Source organism: Desulfobacula phenolica, assembly GCF_900105645.1.
Taxonomy (GTDB): Bacteria; Desulfobacterota; Desulfobacteria; order Desulfobacterales; family Desulfobacteraceae; genus Desulfobacula; species Desulfobacula toluolica.
In genome coordinates this window covers 251132-275054 of sequence record NZ_FNLL01000004.1, presented here as the reverse complement: position 1 = coordinate 275054, position 23923 = coordinate 251132, and the positions used below count along the sequence as shown (strand labels likewise).

General features: G+C 44.7%; 17 protein-coding genes. 5 read left to right on the top strand and 12 right to left on the bottom strand.

All coding sequences use genetic code 11. The annotated features are described in order from the left end of the window. Window positions 1–368: 368 nt before the first annotated feature. From BLT94_RS08350 to BLT94_RS08340, 3 genes are all read right to left on the bottom strand, one after another. On the bottom strand, window positions 369–986 hold the full coding sequence (locus BLT94_RS08350) for a response regulator (RefSeq protein WP_092232664.1): 618 nt from the start codon (window positions 984–986) through the stop codon (window positions 369–371). Between the two features lie 15 nt (window positions 987–1001). Beyond that, the gene (locus BLT94_RS08345; RefSeq protein ID WP_092232660.1) at window positions 1002–1910 is read right to left on the bottom strand and encodes a diguanylate cyclase domain-containing protein; all 909 of its coding nucleotides are present in this window, start codon (window positions 1908–1910) and stop codon (window positions 1002–1004) included. A 226-nt stretch (window positions 1911–2136) separates the two neighbouring features. Beyond that, entirely contained in the window at window positions 2137–5571 is a 3435-nt protein-coding gene (locus BLT94_RS08340; protein WP_092232657.1) for a PAS domain-containing hybrid sensor histidine kinase/response regulator, read from the bottom strand. Between the two features lie 179 nt (window positions 5572–5750). Here BLT94_RS08340 and BLT94_RS08335 point away from each other — a divergent pair, with 179 nt between their 5' ends. From BLT94_RS08335 to BLT94_RS08325, 3 genes are read left to right on the top strand one after another with little or no spacing between them, the layout of a single operon-like run. Beyond that, the gene (locus tag BLT94_RS08335) at window positions 5751–7439 is read left to right on the top strand and encodes a GH3 auxin-responsive promoter family protein (protein WP_092232654.1); all 1689 of its coding nucleotides are present in this window, start codon (window positions 5751–5753) and stop codon (window positions 7437–7439) included. Window positions 7440–7467: 28 nt separating this feature from the next. After that, window positions 7468–8265 carry a class I SAM-dependent methyltransferase gene (locus tag BLT94_RS08330; protein WP_092232651.1) on the top strand — a complete coding sequence of 266 codons (798 nt, stop codon included), beginning with the start codon at window positions 7468–7470 and terminating at the stop codon, window positions 8263–8265. A gap of 12 nt (window positions 8266–8277) precedes the next feature. Continuing rightward, entirely contained in the window at window positions 8278–10449 is a 2172-nt protein-coding gene (locus BLT94_RS08325) for a S9 family peptidase (protein ID WP_092232648.1), read from the top strand. 9 nt (window positions 10450–10458) lie between these two features. On the opposite strand, the gene BLT94_RS08320 is transcribed toward BLT94_RS08325, so the two are convergent. The 7 genes from BLT94_RS08320 to thrS all read right to left on the bottom strand — a co-directional run bounded on the left by BLT94_RS08320 (window position 10459) and on the right by thrS (window position 19726). Beyond that, entirely contained in the window at window positions 10459–13272 is a 2814-nt protein-coding gene (locus tag BLT94_RS08320) for an alkaline phosphatase family protein (protein ID WP_092232645.1), read from the bottom strand. Beyond that, the gene (locus tag BLT94_RS08315; protein WP_092232642.1) at window positions 13269–14279 is read right to left on the bottom strand and encodes a Rossmann-fold NAD(P)-binding domain-containing protein; all 1011 of its coding nucleotides are present in this window, start codon (window positions 14277–14279) and stop codon (window positions 13269–13271) included. Before BLT94_RS08315 ends, BLT94_RS08320 begins: the two co-directional genes overlap by 4 nt. 33 nt (window positions 14280–14312) lie before the next feature. Continuing rightward, window positions 14313–15179, bottom strand: coding sequence for a choline kinase family protein (locus tag BLT94_RS08310; RefSeq protein WP_175530305.1), 867 nt, complete (start codon window positions 15177–15179; stop codon window positions 14313–14315). A 19-nt stretch (window positions 15180–15198) separates the two neighbouring features. After that, a complete protein-coding gene (locus BLT94_RS08305) occupies window positions 15199–16032 on the bottom strand; it encodes a class I SAM-dependent methyltransferase (protein WP_092232637.1) in 834 nt (277 codons plus the stop codon). Window positions 16033–16038: 6 nt separating this feature from the next. Continuing rightward, entirely contained in the window at window positions 16039–17160 is a 1122-nt protein-coding gene (locus tag BLT94_RS08300; RefSeq protein WP_092232634.1) for an ABC transporter substrate-binding protein, read from the bottom strand. Window positions 17161–17439: 279 nt separating this feature from the next. Next, the gene (locus tag BLT94_RS08295; RefSeq protein WP_139169006.1) at window positions 17440–17829 is read right to left on the bottom strand and encodes a VanZ family protein; all 390 of its coding nucleotides are present in this window, start codon (window positions 17827–17829) and stop codon (window positions 17440–17442) included. After that, on the bottom strand, window positions 17813–19726 hold the full coding sequence (gene thrS / locus BLT94_RS08290; protein ID WP_092232631.1) for a threonine--tRNA ligase: 1914 nt from the start codon (window positions 19724–19726) through the stop codon (window positions 17813–17815). The genes BLT94_RS08295 and thrS overlap by 17 nt, the downstream gene beginning before the upstream one ends. 84 nt (window positions 19727–19810) lie before the next feature. Here thrS and BLT94_RS08285 point away from each other — a divergent pair, with 84 nt between their 5' ends. Together BLT94_RS08285 and dapF are read left to right on the top strand one after the other, a co-directional pair. Then, complete coding sequence (locus tag BLT94_RS08285; RefSeq protein ID WP_092232628.1) at window positions 19811–20944, top strand: ribonuclease D; 1134 nt, start codon at window positions 19811–19813, stop codon at window positions 20942–20944. 12 nt (window positions 20945–20956) lie between these two features. Continuing rightward, complete coding sequence (gene dapF, locus BLT94_RS08280) at window positions 20957–21802, top strand: diaminopimelate epimerase (protein WP_092232627.1); 846 nt, start codon at window positions 20957–20959, stop codon at window positions 21800–21802. Between the two features lie 140 nt (window positions 21803–21942). On the opposite strand, the gene BLT94_RS08275 is transcribed toward dapF, so the two are convergent. Next, entirely contained in the window at window positions 21943–22440 is a 498-nt protein-coding gene (locus BLT94_RS08275) for a PocR ligand-binding domain-containing protein (protein ID WP_092232623.1), read from the bottom strand. Window positions 22441–22648: 208 nt separating this feature from the next. Beyond that, window positions 22649–23857 (bottom strand): (Fe-S)-binding protein, encoded by a 1209-nt coding sequence (locus BLT94_RS08270; protein WP_092232620.1) that lies wholly within the window; start codon window positions 23855–23857, stop codon window positions 22649–22651. Window positions 23858–23923: the final 66 nt, after the last annotated feature.

Genomic DNA, 23923 nt, shown 5'->3' with positions numbered 1-23923 from the left:
CCTTTTTCATGGAGTTGCTTTATCGTTGCCGGCAGAGGCATAATATTTAAAGGTAAGGATATGTCCTTTGTTTTAAATTTTTATTTAAGGGTGCTTGAGTTGAATTGTTTTATTTTTTTGTAAGGATGATATTTTCAGGTGTATAAAAGGATTCAAAGATGTGTTTCACAATGGGACGCCTTGTTTCAAAATGAAACATATGGGAGGGGGCAATCATTAGAAAAGAATTGATAACCTGTTGGAATAAGTTATCTTTAATTATCAATAGCAGGGAAGTTTTTTTATAAGTTTGATTCCTTGTGTACGCCAGGACAGTTCTGATTCCAGGCGCACACATTTTGACATCAGAAAATTAAACGTGTTGATCGTTAAGGAAGATCATTGTTTTTTTTTCTTTTTTGATACCAGTCATGATTCCCATATAGTTCGTCTGAGCAGTTTGGGCATATTCCATGACTGAATTTTGCACTTGAGTTTTTTTCCAGGTAAAGATCAACTTCGTTCCAATACCCTTGATCATCCCTGATTTTTTTACACTTTGCGCAGATGGGTAAAAGACCGCTTAATTTTTTGACTTTTGCCAGAGCTGCTTTTAAATCACGCATAGTTGTGCTGAGTTGGATATGCGTGTTAACTCTGGCTTTTACCGTAATAGGGTTAAACGGTTTTGTAATATAGTCTACCGCTCCAAGGTCAAACGCTTTGGCCTCATCCATTACCTCGGATACGGCCGTGACAAATATTATGGGGATATGGCGGTTTTTTTCATCTTTTTTAATGGCAGTACATATCTCATATCCGTCCATTTCAGGCAATATGATGTCAAGAAGAATTAAATCCGGCGGGTTCGGCCCTCTGACTGCTTTCAAGGCCTGTTTGCCTGTTCTGGCAGCCATAATTTTATATTCGTCCTGTAAAAAATTGGTCAATAGTTTAATGTTTATTTTTTCGTCATCTACAATCAGGATTCGATTTTGTTTGTCCATTTCATTCCTTTGACTCTATTGGGAAGCGGAAACAACACAATTGCGGCCATTGGCTTTGGCCTGATAAAGGGCTGTGTCTGCTTTTTGTATCAATTCAATTGGGTTGTCTTTCTTGCTTGAAAGCTTTGTTGCCACACCAATGCTAATGCTCAAATATTCCGACACCTTGGACGTGGCATGAGGAATACACAATAGTTGTACTGACTGTTGTGCCTGTCGGGCGATATGGATTGCGCCTTTTAAGTCTGTTTCCGGGAGAATCATGGCAAATTCTTCTCCGCCGTAACGGGCCACAAAGTCTCCCGGTCTTGAAATAACTTCCTTCAAAGCCAGAGCCACTTTTTTTAAACATGCATCTCCTTCAATATGGCCGTAATTGTCGTTAAACTTCTTAAAATGATCAATATCCATGAGAAGCAATGACAGCAAAGAGTCGTTCCTTAATGTCTTGCCTATCTCTTTTTCAAGGACCATATCAAAGTTCCGGCGATTGGGAATCTGAGTCAAGCCGTCAAATGACGCCAGGCGGTCAAGCAGATCTGTTTTTTGCTTCAGCTGTAAATGTGTCTTGACTCTTGCCTTGACAATAACAGGCTTGAATGGCTTGGTAATATAATCCACAGCTCCCATTTCAAATCCCAGGCTCTCGTCATCGGTTGCATCTAAGGCTGTGATAAAAATAACAGGAATTTCTCTGGTTCTCTCATTTGACTTCAGCTGTTTAATCACTTCATAACCATTTATTCCCGGCATCATTATGTCCAACAGGATCAGATCCGGCAAGGTAGATTTTGTCAAGGCCGTAATAGCGGTTTCCCCATCCTTTGCCGCCATGATTTTATAATCATCCCTGAGGAATTCGGTTAAAATTTTAATATTCTGTCTTTCATCGTCAACAATCAAAATTCGATTAAATTCATCCATATTCCATATTCCTCATTTTTTTCCCTTAATAACGGCCATGGCAGATCAATCTGCCACAACAAATAATGAAAGATATTTAATTTCAACAGGTTAAAAGTTCTTTCATATAACTGGCACGGGCAGATCTGGTTTTTCGCTCAGATTTGCCCACAGCAAAGTTTGAAAGTCACTGTTTGGATTTTTAAAGACTTTCTTATAAAAAATAAATGGAAAAGCATAGCCCATTTTATGCCTCTTCACAAGTTTCGTGTTGAAGGTCATGCATGTTAGACAGCAGAATGGTTTTTAGTTCATTAAAAGTGATAAGGGCTGCCTCAAAATCAAAATCACCTGATTGGGTTAACAGTGTTTCGGCCAGATCTGCACCTGCAATATGATTTTGTTTGAGAATCTGGTGTAATTTCCCTGCATTTTCTTCAGCATCAGGATCCATTTCTTCGATCATGAGCCGGATTTTTTCAAGCAGTGCATCTATTGCAGCATTATCAACAGGAGCGCTATCCGCATATGATTTATTCAGGGGTTCTTTTATATGGGGTGTGAGTCCGTCAACCAAATGTTGCAGGTCTTTTCTGAGTTGAGAAAATAAATCGTTTTGGATATCGGTCTGGTTTTCTTTGAGGGATAATTCAAGTTTTTGAGAGGATTCATATAAAGAAATTGCACCGATTCCACCGGCAACGCCTTTTAATGTGTGAATAAGTCTCAGGGCCAGATCAAAATCATGTTTTTCAAAGGCATCTAAGATGCGTTCAGCATCATCTCCATGGCCTGCCAGAAAATCTTTCAGCAACTTATAATAAAAACCGGGATTATTGCCGGTTCTTCGAAGGCCGGTTTGCATATCAATGCCGTTCAGGTGTCCGGGGAGGTCTGTTTTGTTTTTGTGATCGGCAAAATTTGTATGCTGAGGCGATCTTGGAGCTGTTTCAGGCAGCCATTTGATAAGGGTTTTAAACAGGATATCGGGTTCAATGGGCTTGGGAATATGGTCATTCATTCCTGAATCAAGGCATTTTTCACGGTCACCTGCCATGGCATTGGCTGTCATGGCAATAATGGGCAGTTCAGAAAGAGCCGGGTTTTTCCTGATCATCCGGGTGGTCTCAAATCCGTCCATATTAGGCATTTGAATATCCATTAAAATACCGTCGAATACAGAATCGGTATCTTTTAAAACAGCCAGGGCCTCAAGCCCGTCTCCGGCCACGGTCACAATCAGCCCTGCACTTTCAAGCAGTTCGGTTGCCACCTGCTGATTGATCTTGTTATCTTCAACCAGAAGAATCCTGGCCCCGCAGACAGAGTCTATACCATTGATTCGAGTGGTTTCCCTGCTGATAATATCTTGATCAGGCATGTTTGATCTGCCGAACAGGTCCATAATGGCATCAAATAATAACGAGCGATTGACCGGTTTGATCAGAAAACCGTCAAGGCCGACCGTTTGTGCCTGACTCATTACCTCTTCCCTGCCAAATGCAGTGACCATGAGAATTGCCGGAATTTTTGCTATGCCGCTGTCTTCTTTGATACGTTTTGCCGTTTCGATACCATCCATTCCATTCATCTGCCAGTCCATGAGTACAAGGTCGTAGGGCGCGTTTTTCGAGCTTGTCTTGAGTTCTGAAATAGCTGCTTCTCCAGACGGCACCTCTGATACTTTAAAGTGGAATTCTTCCATAAGATCCCTGAGAATTTCCCGTGACTTTTCATTGTCATCCACAATCAACACCCGCATTCCGTGAAGTTCTCCAGGGCCTATCATCGTTATACAGGGCTTTTGGGTCTGAACGCCGAATTCAGCAGTAAAGGTAAAGGTGCTTCCCTCCCCGTAAACACTTTCTACTGATATTTCACCTCCCATCATGCCAACCAGCTGCTTGCTGATCGTAAGCCCCAGACCGGTTCCTCCATATTGTCTTGTGGTTGATCCGTCTGCCTGGCTAAAAGACTGGAAAAGTTTGCTGATCTGCTCTTGGCTCATGCCGATACCGCTGTCTGAAACTGAAAACTGCAATCTGGCTCTGGCCTTGTCAGGATCTTCGTTCAGAAGGGCCACTTTGATCAGAATCTGGCCGTTAAGGGTGAACTTGATACTGTTTCCGGCAAGGTTAATCAAAATCTGGCCCAGCCTGAGTGGATCACCCACAAGACCGAGGGGGACGTCCCGGCTGACATCAAACAGAAGCTCAAGACCTTTTTCTTCCGCTTTAATATTGATCAGGTTGACCACATTGTCCAGAACGGCTTGAAGATCAAACTCAATAGACTCTATGCTCAGTTTGTTTGCCTCAATTTTGGAAAAATCCAGAATATCATTGATAATGCCGAGCAACGAGAGTCCCGATGCTTCTATCTTATGCAGGTAATCATTTTGTTTGGGTGTCAGATCTGTTTTTTGTGCAAGATGGGCAAGACCTATAATTGCGTTCATCGGGGTTCTGATTTCATGGCTCATATTGGCCAGAAATTCGCTTTTGGACCGGGATGCCTCTTCAGCCGCAACCCTTGCTTTTTCCGCTTTTATTTTTTCTTTTTGTCCGGTAGTATCCACCATGGAGCCTTCATAGTAGAGCAGGTTATCGTGTGAATCTTTCACAGACTGTCCCGATGCCACTCCCCAGAATATACTGCCGTCTTTGCGTTTGAACTGCCTCTCAAAACCCGTGAGCCTGATTTCTTTTTTAACCATATCTGTGAAATCGGCATGATCGTCAGGATTTGCATAGCATTGTTTTGAAACATCATTGACCAGGCGTATCATTTCGTCCGGATCTGCATATCCCAGCATTCTGGCCATGGCCGGGTTGGCGCTGATGATTCCGCCGGAAGGAGAAACCTGAAAAAGTCCTTCACTGGCATTTTCAAATATTTTCCGATACTTTTTTTCAGATTCCATAATGGATTTGGTTAACCGGCTTGAATTTTGAATCATCTGGTTAAAGCTCTCTTCGAGAATCTTTAATTCAGTTCCCGCTTTGGCCCTGATATTGATTTTAATCCCTTCAAGATTCGTTAAATCCAGACGTGACACTTCCATGGCCATTTGGCGAAGAGGTTGGCTCAAGCGGCCGTGGGCTGCCCATAAAAAAAGGCACCACAAAGAAATTGTTTTTATAATGGCAAAGATAATGATCCGGATGAATCCGTCTTTTACCTTGGCAAAAATAATTTTTTTACTTGAATAAAGTGTTCCCCTGCCAATCTTTACCAGTGATGCCGGTTGATAAATGGTAAAGGAATGGTCAATGAGACTGCTTGCAGCATCTGATGAAGATCGGCTTTTCTCTTTTGCATTGATGCTAATCTGTTGTCCTTCAGGTCCGATCACCGAGCCGATGGCAATGGATGTTACCGGGATATCGGGATTTACAGGTTCAATTTTAATCCCCACAAGTATCGGGACATTATACATGCCGTCTACAATGGAATTGAGCTGTTCATCGTTCATGTCAAACAAAGAGGTTGATAGTCCGTCCTCAAATGTCTTTTGAAGAAGAACAAGTTCATCCTTCACCATTTTTTTTGCCGACAGGTATTCCATGACCATATGTCCCAAGGTAATGGAAATAGAGATAATAAAGTAAATGGCAAAAACAATTTTTAAGAGTTGATAAGCAACCGAATTCCTTAATGTAACAGTCTGTTCTTTTTTCATTTATCTCTTTCCAATTGAGTAATTATACTATATTTTAGACCACGTTATCTGGAAAAATTTAAAGATCTTGAATTTTAAACTGCATTGAGAATGAACTATATATTAACCGATAATCATTAGTCAATTTAGAAAAATTTATTTTTTAAAATAAAACATCTTCAATATTACGAGAGTAAATAATGTTAATTTTAAATTCGGAAAACTGGATCAAGAAAAGAAATAAATTTATAGACAAATGCCGAATCTGTCACAATGAATTGCTCAAAACCTGTTCAGAACCGGATGCGGTATCGGCTCAAATACTTTCCGATTGCGTTTCCCGCAACAGGGAAACCGATTTTGGCAGGCGACACAATTTTGGACAGATCAAAACTCTTACGGACTATCGCCGCGCAGTACCCATTCATCAATACGCTGATCTTGAACCATGGATACAACAGATTCTGGAAGGTAAAGAGCGTGTATTAACCGTTGATGCTCCCTATACCATGCTGAAAACTTCCGGAACAACCGGTTCTTCAAAAGCCATTCCCCATACAGCCCACTGGCGATACAGGTATCGCGGGCCGATTATTTATGCCTTGTGGGGGGCTTATGGGAAATATTTCCCCCAGCTCTGGGATCATCCTTACGCCACACTTGATTTCTTGTGGGAACGCGAACTTCCAAAGGACTTTATCGGAAAGATCCCTCATCAGGGAATTACCAACCGGGAGATTTCTCTGGGAAAAACAGATTTTACACCTCCGTGGTATAATGCTCCCTGGGTGGATTTCACAGATGACAGTTCCGGATTTATGGAACGCATATATCTGAGAATACGGCATTTTATCGGACAAAACTTGAGAATGCTTGCCGTTATTCAGCCCAACCGGCTGCTGTTAATGGTGCAGATTCTGTCAGACATGGCCGAACGTTTGATCGAGGATGTCCATAATGGTGAATTATGCGGAAAACCTTTGTTTGAACCCAAACCGGAACTTTCAGCCCGGCTTGAAAAACTGGTGCTAAAAGACGGGATTTTGCTTCCCAAGTCTGTATGGCCGAATCTGGATTTGATTGCCTGCTGGAAGTCAAAACAGCTTGGTTTATATCTTGAACAGATACCGGCGTTGTTTCCTGACACGAAAATTCTGCCCCTGCTAACAGGGTCAACCGAAGCAATGGTCACCTGTCCTGTTGATGATCACCCTGAAGCAGGCATTCTTACTCTCACCCAGGGAATCTATGAATTCATTCCCCATGACGATGAAAATCCTGATTTTTCTGAAGAAAATCCTGAAACTCTTTCTTATGACCAGCTGACCGTGGGAAAAATCTATAATGTGATCACAACCCAGGCCAATGGGCTGTATCGTTATGATATTGGAGATCTTTACCAGGTGGTTGGTTACCATGGCCGGGTTCCCCGCCTGGCCTTTGTCCGAAGGCAGGGTGTATACAGTTCTTTTAACGGAGAGAAATTGACGGAAACCCAGGTTATGGATGCTTTTCAGGCCGCTCTGGGGCAGTTGGGGCTGCCGTCTGTTCTTTATTCATGCTTTCCTGTCTGGTCAAATCCGCCACGGTATGTATTAATTGTCGAGGCCGGATCAGACTGGCCAGTTTCGAGTATGGCCGGACTGCCCAAAGAATTTGACCTCGCCCTGGGCTATCTTAATTCGGAATATGAGGCAAGGATCAGGACAGGGCGGCTGGCCCGGTCTGTAGTCAAGCAGGTTGCTCCCGGAACTTTTCAGGACAATTGGAATGCCAAAGTGGCCCAAGGGGCCTGTGCCCCTCAGTTAAAACATCATTTTTGTCAGAAGGAGACCAGTCTGCTGGAAGAGATCGAATCTGCCGGTCTGGTCATTGAAACATTTTTTTGATTTTTTCGTTTGAAAAGGAACTCCGCCCATGGATCAAAATGCAAAAAGTCTGCTGTACAGACACCCTCACCTGTATGAAGCTCTCTACCCTACACCGGATCAGAAAACTTATGCAAGTCCCGCCATCTGTAACAAAATCTGCCATGCTTTTTTAAAGACCGGCCCACAATCAATTTTAGACATCGGCTGTGGAACAGGGCGTTACCTTAACTTTTTATCTGAAGGCTGTAAAAATTGCATTGGTGTGGATTTTCTGCCTGCCATGGTTGATTTTGCAGGATCCCAATATGATCACATTGATTTTTTTCAGGGGGATATGCGAGAATTTCGCCTCAACCGAACCTTTGATCTGCTGATCTGTATGGGCTCGACTTTTCTGCACGCATTGACAAACTCTGATATTGAAAGAACCCTGGAGACCTTTGCGGCACATTCCCACAGAGGAAGCCTACTTATACTGGATATCAAGAATTTTATGGGATTTGTCGACAACTCAGTGGAAGAAAAGGTGGAAAAAGAGATCAACACAGATGAATTCAAAGGCAAATCCGTTACCAGCCGGACCTTCAATCGTGCAAAACAGCTCTGGGTCTGGAAACGAACCTGGTATATTCAAGATCATGACCCTGTGGAAGATTATCTGGAATTCAGAATGCTCTTTCCTCTGGAAATAGAACATTACCTTTCCCAAAGCGGCTTTTCCGTGCTTGGGATGTTTGATAACCTTGATCTTGAGGAGAGTGATTTTAAAGGCGAACGGCTGTATATCGCGGCAACCTATACAGGAAAAAACCAAAGTCAGGTTTTAGCGGACGTTCAACCGTAACAAGGAGGAAGAATGAAACCTTTATCCCGTTGTTTTATCCTGATTTGTTTTTTGACTGTTTTTGTGGTTTTCTGTGGTTTTGCCCATGCCTTTACCGTTAAGGATATCCTGAGTGCTCCCTACCCGGAAAATCTGACGGCCGGATCAAATCTGCTGGCATGGACCCTTAATGATGAGGGGGCGCGAAATATCTGGGTGGCCTCCGGGCCTGACTTCACTCCTGTGCAGGTGACACCGTACACTGGCGACAACGGCATAAAGCTGTCAAATCTTCTGGTGACCCCTGATGATGCCTATATCCTCTACAGCCGGGGCTCAGGCTCCATGCAACTGGAAACAACCGACATTGTTTCAGGGCCTTCCGGGTCCATCGGGGTTTACAGGCAGGGTGCTGCAACGCCGTCCAACCCTGCCAACAGCCCTGTGCAAACAGAGCGCGCCATCTGGGCGGTTTCTGTTAAAGGAGGGTTGCCTTGGAAACTGGCAAAGGGAAACAATCCTATGGTATCCCGGGACGGGAAAACCGTCACGTTCAACAGCCAGGGACAGTTTTTTGAGATTGCTTTTGATCCATCGGTCCGGGATACAATGCCTGAACCCCGACCCATGTTCACCATCCAGGGCACAAATCAGAATGGTGTATGGTCTCCTGACGGTGAAACCCTGATGTTTGTCAGTGACCGTGACTCCCACAGCCTTATAGGGCTGTTTCACAGGAAAACAAGGCAGATTCAATGGATCATGCCCGGTGTTGACCGGGATATGAGTCCTGTCTGGTCAACCGACGGCAGAAGGGTCGCCTTTGCCCGTGTGCCCGGCAAAACAAAACATGAGCTGTTTGATTTGACCGCAGAGTTTACATTTTCCATATGTGTAGCCGATGTGGCCACCGGCAAAGGGGATATCATCTGGCAGACCCCGGAAACCGGAGGATGGGCCCAGTGGTATCCGCCCTATGCAGACTGGTTCGGTTCCGCTTTAAGGTGGACTCAAAACAACCGGCTGCTCTTTTATTCAGAACACCAGGGCAGGCTGCACATTTATTCAACAACACCTTCGGGAGAAGATCTCAAGGATCTGACACCGGGTGAATCCCAGGTTTGGGGCAGTACACTCACTTTGGACGGAACCATGCTTTATTACAGCAGCAACCGGAACACTCCTGATTACAGGCATATCTGGCAGACACCGACCAGTGGTGGCGACACGGTTCAGGTCACCAGGGGGGAGAGTGTTGAAACCAATCCGGTTATTCCTGGCAAGGGCGGGTTTATTGCATACCGGCGGGCCACCGGGGTGACGCCTCAGGCCGTTACTGTTCAGAAAATCAATGCCGACAAGTTCAGGACAATCTCTCCCAACCCGCTGCCCCAAAAGTTCCCTGATACCCTTGTTAAACCAAGGGAGATGATTTTTCCTTCAGATGATTTCCAGATCCACTGCCAGCTTTTCATGCCTGAATATGCAGCACCCGGTGATCCACTGCCTGCAATTATTTTTGTTCATGGCGGACCTTTTCGTCAGATGCTCCTGGGATGGAGTCACCGGCCAAGCTATTCCAAAACCTATGCCATGAATCAATACCTTGCAAATAAAGGTTATATAGTGCTTTGTGTCAATTTTCGTTCAGGCACGGGATACGGACGTGCCTTTCGCCAGGCTGAAAATCAGGGTCCCCGGGGAGCTTCGGAATACAGAGATATCCAGGCGGCCCTGGCCCGTCTGAGCCGTCTGCCAAATGTTGATCCCAAAAGGATCGGCATCTGGGGTGAGTCCTGCGGCGGGTATCTCACCGCCCTTTCCCTTGCCAGAAATTCTGATCTCTTTGCCGCCGGAGTGGCTCTGGCCGGCATTTATGATTTTTCCTTCAGGGCCACCAATATGTCTGTTCCGGGAGGAGAATGGGGACTTCAGGGTGCCGAAGGCCTGGAAATTGCCTTTCAGTCTTCGCCGGTTGCAGATGTGGAGAATTGGAAATCTCCTGTGCTGCTTGTCCATGGAGATGACGACCGTTCCGTTCTTTTTGCTCAGACCGTGAATCTTGTCCAGGACTTAAGAAAACAGGGTGTTCCTGTTGAATTCATGGTTCTTCCCGGCGAAGACCATGATTTTGTTCTGCACGAAAACTGGGTTCGCACCCTTGAAGCTGCCGGGGCCTTTTTTGACCGGGTGTTGAAAAACTAATCCGTCGGGTTAGTCATCATCAATTTTCCTTCCATGTTCTGATTCCAGTTCATGGGGGGAAAGGACTCTGGGGTCTCCGGGGTAAGGGGTGTCATACCCTTTTACAGTGTACCAGATTACCCGGTTCAGCATATCTTCGTCTGCGGCATCCGGTTTTGAGAAGTTCTGTTCAGCCATGGCCAGTGCCCATTCTTTTTCAAGGCCCTTCATAGCGGTCAGAGGCTTGTTCATCGTGTCCAGGGGAATTCTGGCCGGCTTTGCCTTAAAAGGCGTAAAGTCAGGCTTGTCCGTGAACACGGCCTTCATGGCCCGGGGATCAATGGCCATATCCATCTGGGTCATGGGCGGCAGTCCCAGAATATGTTCAATGGTCCGGGTGATATCCAGCTGGGTATAATAGTTGCTGTTTACCACTTCTCTTCTGGTATAAGGGCTTATTATAAATCCAAGGGTTCTGTGCCCGTCCACATGGTCCACCCCGTTTTGCGCATCATCCTCAATAATAAAAATAATTGAATTTTTCCAATAAGGGCTGTGGCTGATTTTTTCCACAATTCTGCCAAGTGCCAGGTCATTATCCGCAACCATGGCTTCAGGTGTAGGATAACCCGGAAGGTTTCCCTGGGTATGATCCTGGCATATCAGCATAACGGAAAGGTTCGGCAGGTTATTGTCTGCCACATATCGGTCAAACTCTTTCATCCACACTTGCACCCTGTACTGATCTGGAATTCCCGTGTTAAAGGGAGGAAACTCCCTGCAGAGCAACCTGTCCAGGGAGGGAATATCAGATGAGGATCTTAATTTGACATGAAGTTCGCCGGTTTCCTCGCCGGCAAGGATACTGGTGTCTTGCCAAAAGGCTGCCCAGCTGCCGGCATTGGTTACACCGCCGCCCAGCCAGGGAGCCTTGACCTTTGCCGGCGGCTTTACAGTGGGATTGACCCACGGCCCCATTTCCAGTCCGTTGGCGGTCAGTCCGTTGGCATATTCTCCATAGACACGGACGGATTTACCCAGGTTCAGAGCGTTTTCCCAAAGAAAACCACTTGGTGCATATACCAGGGCATCTCCCCCGTTAAACGGATAGGTTCTGGCATAGGTGGTCAGATCTTTTGCCAGATAATCAACCACAAAGGCCTGGGTAATCCATTGATGCCCCTCAGAAGAAATTGATCCTGAGTCGTAAAGGTTGTCAAACAGCATAAACTGCCGGGCCAGGGCATGGTGGTTGGGGGTTACATCCTGGCCGAATTGTACAAGTTTCGGGTCTCCGTTGCCTTTGGGCTTTTTGTTTTTATCTTTAAAATCACCGAAAATCTGGTCATAGGTTCTGTTTTCTTTGATGATATAAAACACATGTTTGAAAACAGACGGGTCGCCTGTTTTCTCAGGCAGAGGAACAGGATCAGGCTTTTTTGTGCCGGTCTTTTTTGCATCTTTTCTCCTGGACAGAGCAATCCAGGAGTTGTTTTCAAGGGTTTGGCGTGTATGGGCCTGAAGGGTATGGTAATCGGGAAATTCTATCATGGAGGCACTTCCCATATAGGCCATGGAGTTATGGCCTTTCCCCTTTGTGGGAGGACTTCCCGCAGGGCTTTTCCAGATGGTTGCAGGCCCCAGTGCCCCCACCCCTTTTGTATTGGCAACCAAAAGTTGTCTTTTTTCATTGTCCACAGCGATTCCTGAAGGATACCAGCCTGTGGGAATCAATCCTTGAAATTCCACCCCGCCGAACCGATGCCCAAGAGCGTAGACAGCAAGGCAGTTGCCGGCTCCAAGGCTGACCACCAGGCGGTTGTCCATTATAGCCAGGGCATTGGGAGAACTGCCGAATAATGCATTTTCAAAGGGTTTTATGGAGATGGTTTTGATTACCTTGTCAGACTCAATATCAATTACAGAGACATTGTCGCTGTTTGAATTGGCCACAAAAAGGCGCTTGCCTGCCACCAGCAGGCCTGAAGGGTGAAGCCCCACCGGTATGGATGTGATTTGCTGATTTGTTTTGATATCCACCACAGATACGCTTCCTGTGATGGCACCGCCTGATATCGGGTCCGCAACAATGGACGTGCCGCTTGAATCCACTGTAAAATCGTCTTGCCTTGCAGGACGTCCGCCCCTGTTGGACACATACACCTTACCATTACCGACAACCACGCCTGTTGGGACATTACCCACAGCAATCTCCTTCAGCACTGCCCGGGTTGAGATATCAAATACAGCCAGAGAATTGTTGCGGCTCAGGGCAATATAAAGGGTTTTGCCGTCATCGGAAACGGCCAGCCCTATGGGGTTGGGATTATAATCCGCCCCTGGATAGTGTATCTTGCTAAGGGGCAGGGCTAACTGCTGCTCAAGGGACAGTGTATTGTCGGAAAGGACGTTTGCAATGAGCAGATACCCGTCCGATTGGGAGGCAAACAGGAATTTGCCGTCTTTGGAATAGACAATACCGTTGGAGGAGGCTTTGAAACCGTCCGGTGCAAACATTTGTTTGATTTCTCCTGTCCTGGAATCCATGACAATGATATTGTTTTTTGCGGCGTTGAGCAGTGCTACGGTTGTGCTGTCCGGACTCAGGGCAATACCGTTGGGACGTCCTTCAAATTCCACCTGGCGGCCGGCGGGTTTCAGTATCCTGTTGGTGGGCAGGACAATGGTTCCGTCTTGTTGCCGACCCACTTGCCGCAATGGGTCATGCCCTGTATCAGAGCAATGGGCAGGGGTATTGGTAAAGAGGAGAAAAAAAACAAGCAAAAGTTTCAAAATAAGAATACCTGGTTTTGGGGGCAATTGTATGAGTAAATTCCGGTTCATTGGGCATCTCCTGATGTTGTTATTTGAATGTCGGTTTCAACAATTTTTTTTACAGGTAATAATTTTTGATTGGAACGGGTCACCTCGTTTAGATATGGATCATCATACATGGTAATATATGATTTGCCGCAGACCGTTTCCGGTTGAAACGCCGGTATGGAGGACATATCAATGACGGATTTGCAACTATCCCGGGTAATGATGTCAAAAAGACGCGTCTGATAGGTGTCATCTATATTGGTAGTTGCGATAAAACAGTGAAAAGGGTTGTCAAAGATTGTTTCTGGCAGTGTGTATAAAGAACATATCCTGAAGGGGTAGGGATTTTCTCTGTTTTTTTTGCGGAATTTTTTTGCAACTCTGGAAACCATTACCACGTTTTCATAATTGTTGGCACTTGCATACAGGGCGACCTGCAGGGACAACATTCCTGCGCCTACAACAACAAGCGTATTGTCTTGTTTGCAGTCCGCCCATTTATTGATCAGGGAAAGGGAAAGGCCTTCATAATCGTCTGCTGCATAAAAATTGCGATTCTCCCGGATCTGTCTGGCTTTTTTTAATACTGTGTTTCCGAACTGCTGCATGATATGGCCGGAAGGCAATGAATTAACTGCCTGAGAAACCTGGTGATATATGAATTTTTCACCCAGGATGATGGATTTCACCCCGCAGCAGATTTTTATCAAACGGTTTTCAAGCTCAAATTTTTTTTTGATACGTCTGGCTTTGATTCCCAGAACAGCCTCAATAGGGTCTTTTTGGGGGGGGCAAGAAAAATAGACCTCTATTCTGTGGCATGTGCATACCAGCAGGGCATCTTTAAAATGATCCCGGCTGTTCTGTTTTATTCTTGAGGAAAGCAAAGCAAGTTTTTTGGGATCAACAAAGGTGTGGTCAAGATAATAGCAGACATATTTATCATCAGTGTCCGTGGCTTGTGAAACTCTTAAATAGCTGTCTTTTCTATTATAACTGATAGTTCCCTCTCTTTTTCGGAACACCATGCCGTTATGTGAAAAATGGCATCTTTGTCCCGCTTATATTTGGTTAAACTCCACCCAGAGTCTTTCAAAATTCAGTTGATGGCCCCTGGCGATTTTCTGATAATCCAGATCAAGGGCATAGTGACTTTCCGCAACCGGGCTCCACAGGTATGTCCAGAGTTCTGATGCACATTTAAAGGCAATAAAACGCCGGCGCAATTCATCTGTCACCCTTGATTTAAAATAGGTTGCCAGAATCCGGTCTTCTTGATCCGGGTGAAGATCGCAAAAAGAACAGAAACATGCAAGATCAAATAACGCCGTGTTAAATCCCGCATACTCCCAGTCAATTATCCAGAACTTTTCCCCGTCATCAATAAAATTGGATGCCAAAAGGTCGTTGTGAGTCACAACGGGTTTAATATTTCCAACCGCTTTTTCCAGAGCCGAATTTATGTTCATAAGACGGGGTAGTTGTACAGACAGCGGATGATTTGAATCCCTGAGGATGGCGGCATAATTACGGCAGACATGGAATACCCAGAACATGAGAACAGGTCCCCTGATGTGATGGATAATCTGCCGGTGGCATTTTTGAATCAACGGGACCAGGCGATTTAAATTGTTTTGTTTGGCAATATCTTGTTTTGTAAGGGTTTTTCCTTGAATATACCGGGTTACCATGACACCGGGTTCGTGCCAGACGACTTCAGGAGAAATGCCTGCTGCATGTGCTGCCCTGGAAATTGCCAGTTCATTGGACCGCATCACGCAATGGACATCCAGATCATGCCCCAGGCGTACAAAAAAAGACTCTCCCCCATCCTCAACAAAAAAGTTGTGGTTGCTGTGTCCCCCTTTTATCTCTTCAGGGGTAACGTTTCCTTTCCAGCAGCCTAATCTGCAAATTTTGTCTTTCATTGCAACATTGGGCTGTGAGTCAGTTTCGGGCAGCAGCAACAAAGGTGGTCTGGCCGATATGTTTCCTTGACCGGTCTTGGGTTTCAACATAAGATGCAAGTGTTCCGTCAGCCTCCATTTTGGAGACCTCATTTTTAATGCGTTTCAATTCTGTGTCAGTAACCAGTGCAAATGTGGAGTCCCCATCCCGCCATTCTTTTTTCAAGGGTCCCAGTTTGTCAAAATAGTCGGCACCGCGGCACATGGCATCCAGCGCCACAAACCGGCCGTTTATGGAAAATCCTGATTCTGTCAACAACATGGCCAGGGTGTCCAGAGGCAGATAACGACGGCATAGTTTTTCCACAGCTTCCGGAATCAGTTTGTAGAACCAGTATCCATTCCTTATCTGTTCATGGGAGCTTGTGTTGATAATGAGGCTGCCGCCGGGCTTCAATACCCGATGAAATTCCATAAACACCTTGCGGCAGACTGGAAAGTCAGCATCTTGCATCTCCTCCAGATGATGCAGCACCTGGTTGACCATAATCGCATCAAAACTCTTGTTTTCAAACGGTATTTGATCAATACTTGACTGGTGGAATTCAATCCGCCCCTGGTCAGCATTGGATTTAAATTTTTCCGCTGCAATGTCAAGCATTCCCTGGTTAAGATCGACAGCCTTGATCTGGCCTACATGAGGCAAGATTGACCGGGAGTAATTACCGGTTCCGCACCCGGCGTCCAGGAGCTTTATCTGATCAAGGGGTCGGCCCGGTTTTGCAAGAACACCGAGTATGATTTCCACACCTGCCGGTATACGGGTTTTATCATAGCTTCTGGAAGTTTTTGTGTAGTTTTCGAATTTGCTCATGGATGCTTATTCTTGTTTACTCTCTGTTAATGCCACGCCTTTGCTGGCGTTTTTCCATAAAACTTTTAAGCCGTTGCGATCTCTTTTTTCTTTGATTGTGGGATAAAAATGATGGTATTTGGCAAGATAGTCAGGGTCATCAAGGTGGAACTCTTTTATTTTTTCCTGGGGCAGCCCGTCCACAATATTCCGGGTGACCGGCGCAGAGGTCAGATAGTTCACAACCACCTCTATCTGATATTTTTTACCAAGGGTGTAATTAATCCATTCTTCAGCCACTTTTTTTAAAAATGGTTTGTTTTTCAGCGAATGAGCAATGGCATGGGAGTCAATCCAGGCAGGAGAGCCTTCCTGGGGGTCCACCATCTTCCATGTATCGTCTTTTTGATTAAGACCGGAGAGGGACCAGCCCCAGGATGTGCCAAGATACAATCCTTTGAAGTGGTGCGGAGAATCAATACCCGGCCAGAATGAATGTGCATTTTCCACCAGGGTTCTTAATTTTGCATGAAAAGTCTCATTGTTAAGTTTTGCAAAATCAGACATGTCATCCACATCATATCCTAATGCCAGGGCTGTGATATAAATATTGACTTCTGTTGTGCCTTTGGTGATGGTGTATTTCCCCTTGTATTGCTCATCCCACAGTATATTCCAGGTTTTTGGCGGTGTGGGAAAGTATTTGGTATTGTACACCAAGCCGTATGCACCATGGGCAATTGGTGCGGCATACACTTTTCCGTTGAAGGTCGTATAGGGTTCAAATGATTTAAGCACATATTTATAATTGGGAATGTTTTCCAGGTTGAGGGGGAGAGCCAGATTGTTATCTACGAATTTCCAGCGCCCGTCATTTAAAATATGCTGGGTCGGTACAAAAATATCTGCCTTACCTGTCCTGACCGGAACAAAGATTTCAGTTGTATCCTGAAGATAAGTCCGATTGATTTTTACTTTTTTGTCGTATTTTTGTTCAATAAAGGCCTCAAACTCAGCCACATATTTGTCTGGCGCATATCCATCCCAGGTCAGAAGATTTAAGATATTGTCTGCTTGCGCACAAGATGGTACAAAAAACAATACAAAGCCCATCAAAAATGACAAAATCAGACGTTTTATTTTTTTCATATTCCCCCTAATTCATATGAAAGTCTTGAAAAATCCAAACAGTGACTTGCATATTTTGTTGTGGGCAAAACAATATGACCAGATTGTTGTATAAAATGGCCAGGTCTGCCCGTGGCAGTTAGTAAAATTTATGACTTGAAAAATTTACACAAAGACTTTTAATCTTTGTTATGAGTAAATTTAAAATGAAAGAGTTAACTTTACTCATGACGGTTTTATATAAAAGGTTTTGAAAAGAATCAATAGTGGAAAATTCATGTTTTGAAGAAAAATAAGGATTTATTTGCGGCGGGATAAAAATTTCATATAAAAAAGACAGCCCAATATGCTTCCGGCACAGTCTGCTATAAAGTCATAGACAGAGGCAGACCGTGCCGCTACAAATGCCTGGTGGACTTCATCTGATAATCCGTAAAAGCAGGCAAAAAGAATGGTAACAATCTTGATTTTTAAGGGGGACCAGAGGGGTTTTCCTTCTTTAAGGCTTATGGCAGTAAGGATGGCCAGAAAGGCATACCCCCCGAAATGAAGCACCTTGTCCGCATGGGGGAATGAAGACCCTGAAACCACACCCGGATAGGAAGACTGCCAGAAAATTAAGGTACAAAACATAATTACCGGCAGTCTGTAAAAAACAATCCTGCCCAGGGTTCTAGAAAATGGGCTCATTCAGGGTTCTTTCCTTGATATGGTGCGACACAGGCGCAACAAAATCAAACATGTCGATTCCCATCCTGACCTCTCCGTCAAGGGTTCTCACGGAAAGTGTCTTGGTTTCCTTTTCCTTGTCCCCTATGGTGAGGATCAGCGGAACGTAATTTAGCTGGGCATCTCTGATTTTCTTTTTTAGGGTCTCGCTTCGTTTGTCTACCTCGCACCTGATTTGATACGTTTCAAGTTCTGATTTGAGTTGGTCGGCATAATCCGCCAGATCCTGGTTGATGGGCAAAAGGATTGCCTGGACAGGTGCCAGCCACAAGGGAAATTTGCCTGCAAAATGTTCCACAAGAATACCGAAAAACCGTTCCAAAGATCCGTAAATAACACGGTGGATCATTACTGGCCGGTGTTTTTCATTGTCCTTGCCCTTGTAGGTCAGGTCAAAGCGTTCCGGCAACGACATGTCCAGCTGCACAGTTCCGCATTGCCAGGTTCTTCCTAAGGCATCCTTGATGTGAATATCAATTTTGGGACCGTAGAATGCGCCGTCCCCTTCATTGATGAAAAATTTCTGGCCATAACGCTCTAAGGCGGATTTGAGACCGTTTGTTGCATTTTCCCATTGCTCGTCAGACCCGATTGATTTTTTGGGCCGGGTTGACAATTCCAGATGAAAATTCAGGCCGAACCGGCTGTAGATTACCTTTGCCAGTATCAATACCCTGAGAACTTCGCTTTCGATTTGATCCGGTGTCATGAAAATATGGGCGTCATCCTGATGAAAAGCCCTGACCCTGAAAAGGCCGGAAAGCGCACCGGAAAGCTCATGGCGGTGAACCATGCCGATTTCACCAACCCTCAAGGGCAGATCCCGGTAGGAGTAAGCTTTTGTTTTGTACAGCAGCATGCCGCCTGGGCAGTTCATGGGCTTGATGGCATATTCTTCATCATCAATGACCGAGGTGTACATGTTTTCCCTGTAATTTTCCCAGTGGCCGCTTTGCTCCCAGAGTTTGCGGTTGAGCATGACAGGAGTTTTTGTTTCCACATACCCTGCAGTTTTGTGTTCTTCGCGCCAGTAGTCCAGGAGTGTATTCCATACCTCAATGCCTTTTGCATGGAAAAAGGGCATGCCGGCTGCTTCATCATGAAAAGAGTAAAGATCCAGTTTGGTGCCAAGCTTGCGGTGATCCCTTTTTTTTGCTTCCTCAATCATGTGGATATATTTGTTGAGCTTTTTTTTATCAAAAAAGGATATGCCGTAAAGCCGCTGAAGCTGTTCTCTTGTCTGGTCCGCTCTCCAGTAGGCACCTGAGATTTTTAATAATTTAAATCCTTTGATCATGCCGGTATGGGGAATGTGGGGGCCCCGGCAAAGGTCAATAAATTTGCCGTTCTGGTAAAGGGATATTTCCTGTGCTTCGTCAAGGTCATTAATTATTTCAAGTTTAAACGGGTTGTCCTTGAATATTTCAAGGGCTTCTTGTTTTGAAACCACCTGTCGTTCAAAGGTATTCTTGGCCTTGATGATTTTTTTCATTTCATCTTCAATGGCACCAAGGTCATCTTTTGAAATCGGTTCCATGTCGATGTCATAGTAGAACCCGTCTTCCACCACAGGACCGATGGTCAGTTTTGCATCCGCATAAATATTTAATACGGCTTCCGCCATGACATGGGCAGACGAATGTCTCAGGATTTCAAGCCCTTCATCGTCATTGGCAGTAATGAAACTGATGGCGGTGTCTTCTGTGATTTGTCCGTTTAAATCCAAAAGCCGGTCATCAATTTTCATTGCCACGCAGTTTCTGGCAAATCCGTCTGAAATACTTTTGGCAACATCCATGCCTGTGGGGATGTTTTCAAAGCTCTTTATACTATTGTCTGGAAATGTTATGTTAATCATCTTGTTTTCCATTGGGTTTTGTTGTCTGTTAAAATAAAACATGAATTTTAGAAGAACTGGTGTAAACAATCAAGGGAAAAAATATTGAATTACAAGTTTATTGAATCTGAATCAGAATTGAACCATGTCTGTGATGATCTGTTAAAGGAAAAAATAATTGCTGTTGATCTGGAAGCGGATTCAATGCATTGTTTTAAGGAGAAAATCTGCCTGATCCAGATTGCCTCTGCAAAAGAAGCGTTTTTAGTTGATCCTTTTGAAATCAAGAAGATTTCATCTTTTTTAAACGTGCTTGAAAATAATGATGTTATGAAAGTGTTTCACGGGTCTGATTTTGATATCAGAAGTCTTGACAGGGATTATCATGTGCAGGTGAATAATCTTTTTGACACTGAGATCGCCTGCCGGTTTTTAGGCATCAAAGAGCGGGGGCTTGCAGCCCTGTTAAAAAGAAATTTTGACGTTGATGCAGACAAGAAATTTCAAAAGGTGGACTGGGCACAACGTCCGCTAAAGCAGGCAATGATTGAATATTCCGTGGGGGACGTGGCATACTTGGTAGAACTGCAGGATATTATTCATGGACGGCTTAAGGAAAAAAAACGTCTTGCCTGGGCAAAAGAAGAATTTGAAATACAGGCACAGGTCCGGTATGAAAATAATCATACCTTTCCCTTGTTTAAAAAATTTAAGGGTGCCGGTAAAATGGACAACAGGAGCCTTGCTGTTCTGGAAAATCTGCTGCAGATGAGGCTTTCCATTGCCCAAAAAAAAGATCAGCCCTTGTTTAAAGTTATTTCAAATCCCTCGTTAATGACCATGGCCTGCGAGAAACCCTTGACAATCGATCGTATCCTGAAGATACGGGCATTGAGCAGAAAACAGGCGGACATGTATGGAAACCTTTGTGTGGAGGCTGTGGTTAAGGCCATGGAATTGGAGCATAGGGCGTTGCCCTCATATCCGAAAACCAGAAGACCCAAAAAGGATGATTTGATACAGGAACGGATCAAACGGCTGAAAAAGATGAGAGAAAAATTAAGCGGTTCCTTGGGAATTGAACCTGGGTTTTTATTGAACAATGCAGTGATTTCATGTATTGGGGCTGAAAATCCTGCAACACCTGAAGAGCTTTTAAAAATTGAACAGGTCCGGCAGTGGCAGGTGGAAGCCATGGGCCGGGATATTATTTCACTGCTTGGATATTGCAGGGCATGACGGACGGAAAATATGGAAATTGAATTTATTAAAATGCAGGGCCTTGGCAATGATTTTATTCTTCTGGATAACAGGAAAGGTGACATCAGGTATCCTTATCCAGATCTGTCAAAAAAACTTTGTTCAAGGCAGTTCGGCATTGGGGCCGACGGTATGATCCTGATTCTTGAATCCGTGGTCCAAGATATTAAATTCAGGATATATAATTCTGACGGATCACAGGCCCAGATGTGCGGCAACGGCATGCGTTGCTTTGCCAAGATTCTGTATGAAAACAAGATATTGCCACAAAAGAAAATGCGTGTGGATACAAAGGCCGGCATCGTTATTCCCGAGGTGATCACAGATGAGGCGGGTCGGGTAAGTTCGGTAAGGGTTGATATGGGCGAACCCGTGCTTTTTTGCCGGGATATTCCGTTTAAAAGCCCCAATGAGATTGCCGTAGAAGAGTTTTTGACCGTAGGGGACAAGGAGCATGGCATTATCCCTGTGTCCATGGGAAACCCCCATGCCGTTATGTTTGTTGATGATCTGGAAAGAGTGGATGTCAAAAAAATCGGCCGCTCAATTGAGACCCATGAAAGGTTTCCTGAAAAGACAAATGTTGAGTTTGTTGAAGTGGTAAATGATAAGGAATTAAAAATGAAGGTATGGGAAAGGGGGGCGGGGATGACTCTGGCCTGCGGTACAGGTGCCTGTGCCGCTCTGGTTGCCGCCAACCTGACGGGCAGGACGTCAAAAAGCGCTGTTGTTCATCTTGATGGCGGAGACCTTGACATTCACTGGAACAAAGAGACCAACCATGTCTTTAAGACCGGTCCTGCCACAAAGGTGTTTGAGGGGCGGATAAGAATTTGAAACAAGGAGTTGAAACCCTGAAGTTTGAGTTTTTTTAATCTGGTGGTTCAATACCAGGTGCTTTGATTTCAGGCGGGTTAATTTCAGGCGGGTTAATTTCAGGCAGCCAAAATTAACCCTGTTACTATCCTTGTGCCTGGTTATTTCGGCATGATGTCTTCCAGGTATGATTGAACAAAATCAATGAATGTTTTTATCTCTTGTTCAGACGTTTTTTTAACATTATCGACTTTTGCTTCCAATTTCAGATCATCTTTGTCAATTGCTTTTTCAATAAAGAAAGTCTCAACTTCACCATCCGGGAGAAGATGGCCGCAGCCGCCAACAGTACCCAAAAATTCCTGTTTATAAAAAATCGGGACGGCAAATTTAACAAACCCTGCATCGCATTCATCCACAACAGGTTCTTTTGTTTTTTGGGTTTCTGATGTAAAATATTGATTTGCAATTGCACATATGGCGGCAATCCCCTCAGGATAAGACTTGACGGTCGGGCAGACTTCATTCGCCCAGTTTGCATAGGATGTTATGCGGTTTCCGTTTTTGTCATACACACATGAATTCATTCCGGAGCGCTTGTGTAATTCTTTTTCAAAGGCTTCCCATTTTTCTATGGAAGTGATGTCGGTAAGATCCATTTGATTCCTCTTTATTTGTTGTGGCAGAGTGAACTGCCATGGCCGTTATTACGTCAGTAATATACGCGATGATCATGTTTTTTGAAAGTCTGTTTGAAAATTATTTGTAACACATAATATAGCATCAGCTTAATTCGCATCAACTTGTTTGACTCTTTAAACCAAGTAAGTGAGCGTCTGCTAAGCTTAAGTCCGAAATTTGAGTAGCTTACATTATCAGAGACTCAGATGCCAGATAAGCCACTGTATGGATTTTTATGCCCAGATTATAATGAGCGGACAATTCTTCTATCTGCCGGTGGCATGACAGACATGCCGTGGCAAGATGAGGCAGACTGGCTGCCTTTATCTGGTCGGCTTTTGGTTTTCCTGTGATCATTCTTTTTTTTGTGCTTTTACCGTCCTGCAACATGCCTCCTCCTCCGCCGCAGCAGATTGCGTCTTCCCTGTTGGGGGTAAGTTCCACAACTCCCTGGCAGACCATGGAAAGCAATTGTCTCGGGGCGTCATATCCTCCTGATTTTCTGGAAATGTTGCAGGGATCATGGTATGCGATTTTATAGGGATGTACGCCGGGGTCAAATTTAAGAATTCCTTTTCGGGCATACTGCATAACCAGTTCGGGCATGCTGACAACTTCAAATTTTGGTTTTCTTCCGATAATGTCTTCAAGGAGGTATTTTAATACATGGTAACCATGGCCGCATTCTCCAAGCACAAGGTTTTCAATGCCGAGTTCTTCAGCCGGTTCAACCACCATCAGTGCCATTTTTTTTGTGATGTCATCCTTGCCCACAAAATATCCCCAGTTGGTGACGTCTGAATGGCGGGCAGACATGGTCCATGGTTCTTTTATGGCATAAAAAAGTTTTGCCATGGCCGTCAATTGAAGCAGGTTGACGCCCAGTTCTCTTGGGTTGGGAAGGTAGAGAAGCTTTGCACCTTTTTGATCATGGGGGATTTTAGCTTTAGGATCATTTATTTCATCAGCAAATTCTTCGCTGACCCATTCAACGGTTTCTACAAATTCTTCTTTGCTCAGACCGTTGACATCGCCCACTTCCATTCGGTTTTTAATTCCTTGTTTAAGATCTTCAGGGATTTTCTCATCTGCAATGGCAAGGCTTCTGGCTTTTGCTACAATTTTGTCCATGCAGATCCCCATGGGGCAAACCTGGGTGCAGCGGTTGCAGATCAGGCAGTCCCAGAGCATATGGCTGTTTACAAGCTGTTCGTCAAGCCCAAGGGCGGCCATGCGGATGATCTGGCGGGGCAGGGGGCCGCCTTCCCCTTCAAACCAGGTACACCTGGAGGTACATGCCCCGCAGGTGAGGCATTCAAGACTATTGTGGCCCGGAGACAATTGTTTGAGCAGGGTATACAGAACAGAATCTTTATTTATCGTTGCATGATCCATATGTTTTTCCTTTTTATAAAAAAGTCTTTAAAAATCCACACATAGACTTTCAATCTTTGTTATGGC

Bases quoted from the DNA above. Each gene is read 5' to 3' on its own strand.
- BLT94_RS08335 (WP_092232654.1), top strand. From the start codon at position 5,751: ATGTTAATTTTAAATTCGGAAAACTGGATCAAGAAAAGAAATAAATTT.
- BLT94_RS08305 (WP_092232637.1), bottom strand. From the start codon at position 16,032: ATGAGCAAATTCGAAAACTACACAAAAACTTCCAGAAGCTATGATAAA.
- BLT94_RS08300 (WP_092232634.1), bottom strand. From the start codon at position 17,160: ATGAAAAAAATAAAACGTCTGATTTTGTCATTTTTGATGGGCTTTGTA.
- BLT94_RS08310 (WP_175530305.1), bottom strand. From the start codon at position 15,179: ATGAAAGACAAAATTTGCAGATTAGGCTGCTGGAAAGGAAACGTTACC.
- BLT94_RS08315 (WP_092232642.1), bottom strand. From the start codon at position 14,279: ATGGTGTTCCGAAAAAGAGAGGGAACTATCAGTTATAATAGAAAAGAC.
- BLT94_RS08295 (WP_139169006.1), bottom strand. From the start codon at position 17,829: ATGAGCCCATTTTCTAGAACCCTGGGCAGGATTGTTTTTTACAGACTG.
- BLT94_RS08275 (WP_092232623.1), bottom strand. From the start codon at position 22,440: ATGGATCTTACCGACATCACTTCCATAGAAAAATGGGAAGCCTTTGAA.
- BLT94_RS08350 (WP_092232664.1), bottom strand. From the start codon at position 986: ATGGACAAACAAAATCGAATCCTGATTGTAGATGACGAAAAAATAAAC.
- BLT94_RS08270 (WP_092232620.1), bottom strand. From the start codon at position 23,857: ATGGATCATGCAACGATAAATAAAGATTCTGTTCTGTATACCCTGCTC.
- thrS (WP_092232631.1), bottom strand. From the start codon at position 19,726: ATGATTAACATAACATTTCCAGACAATAGTATAAAGAGCTTTGAAAAC.
- BLT94_RS08345 (WP_092232660.1), bottom strand. From the start codon at position 1,910: ATGGATGAATTTAATCGAATTTTGATTGTTGACGATGAAAGACAGAAT.
- BLT94_RS08325 (WP_092232648.1), top strand. From the start codon at position 8,278: ATGAAACCTTTATCCCGTTGTTTTATCCTGATTTGTTTTTTGACTGTT.
- BLT94_RS08340 (WP_092232657.1), bottom strand. From the start codon at position 5,571: ATGAAAAAAGAACAGACTGTTACATTAAGGAATTCGGTTGCTTATCAA.
- dapF (WP_092232627.1), top strand. From the start codon at position 20,957: ATGGAAATTGAATTTATTAAAATGCAGGGCCTTGGCAATGATTTTATT.
- BLT94_RS08330 (WP_092232651.1), top strand. From the start codon at position 7,468: ATGGATCAAAATGCAAAAAGTCTGCTGTACAGACACCCTCACCTGTAT.
- BLT94_RS08320 (WP_092232645.1), bottom strand. From the start codon at position 13,272: ATGAACCGGAATTTACTCATACAATTGCCCCCAAAACCAGGTATTCTT.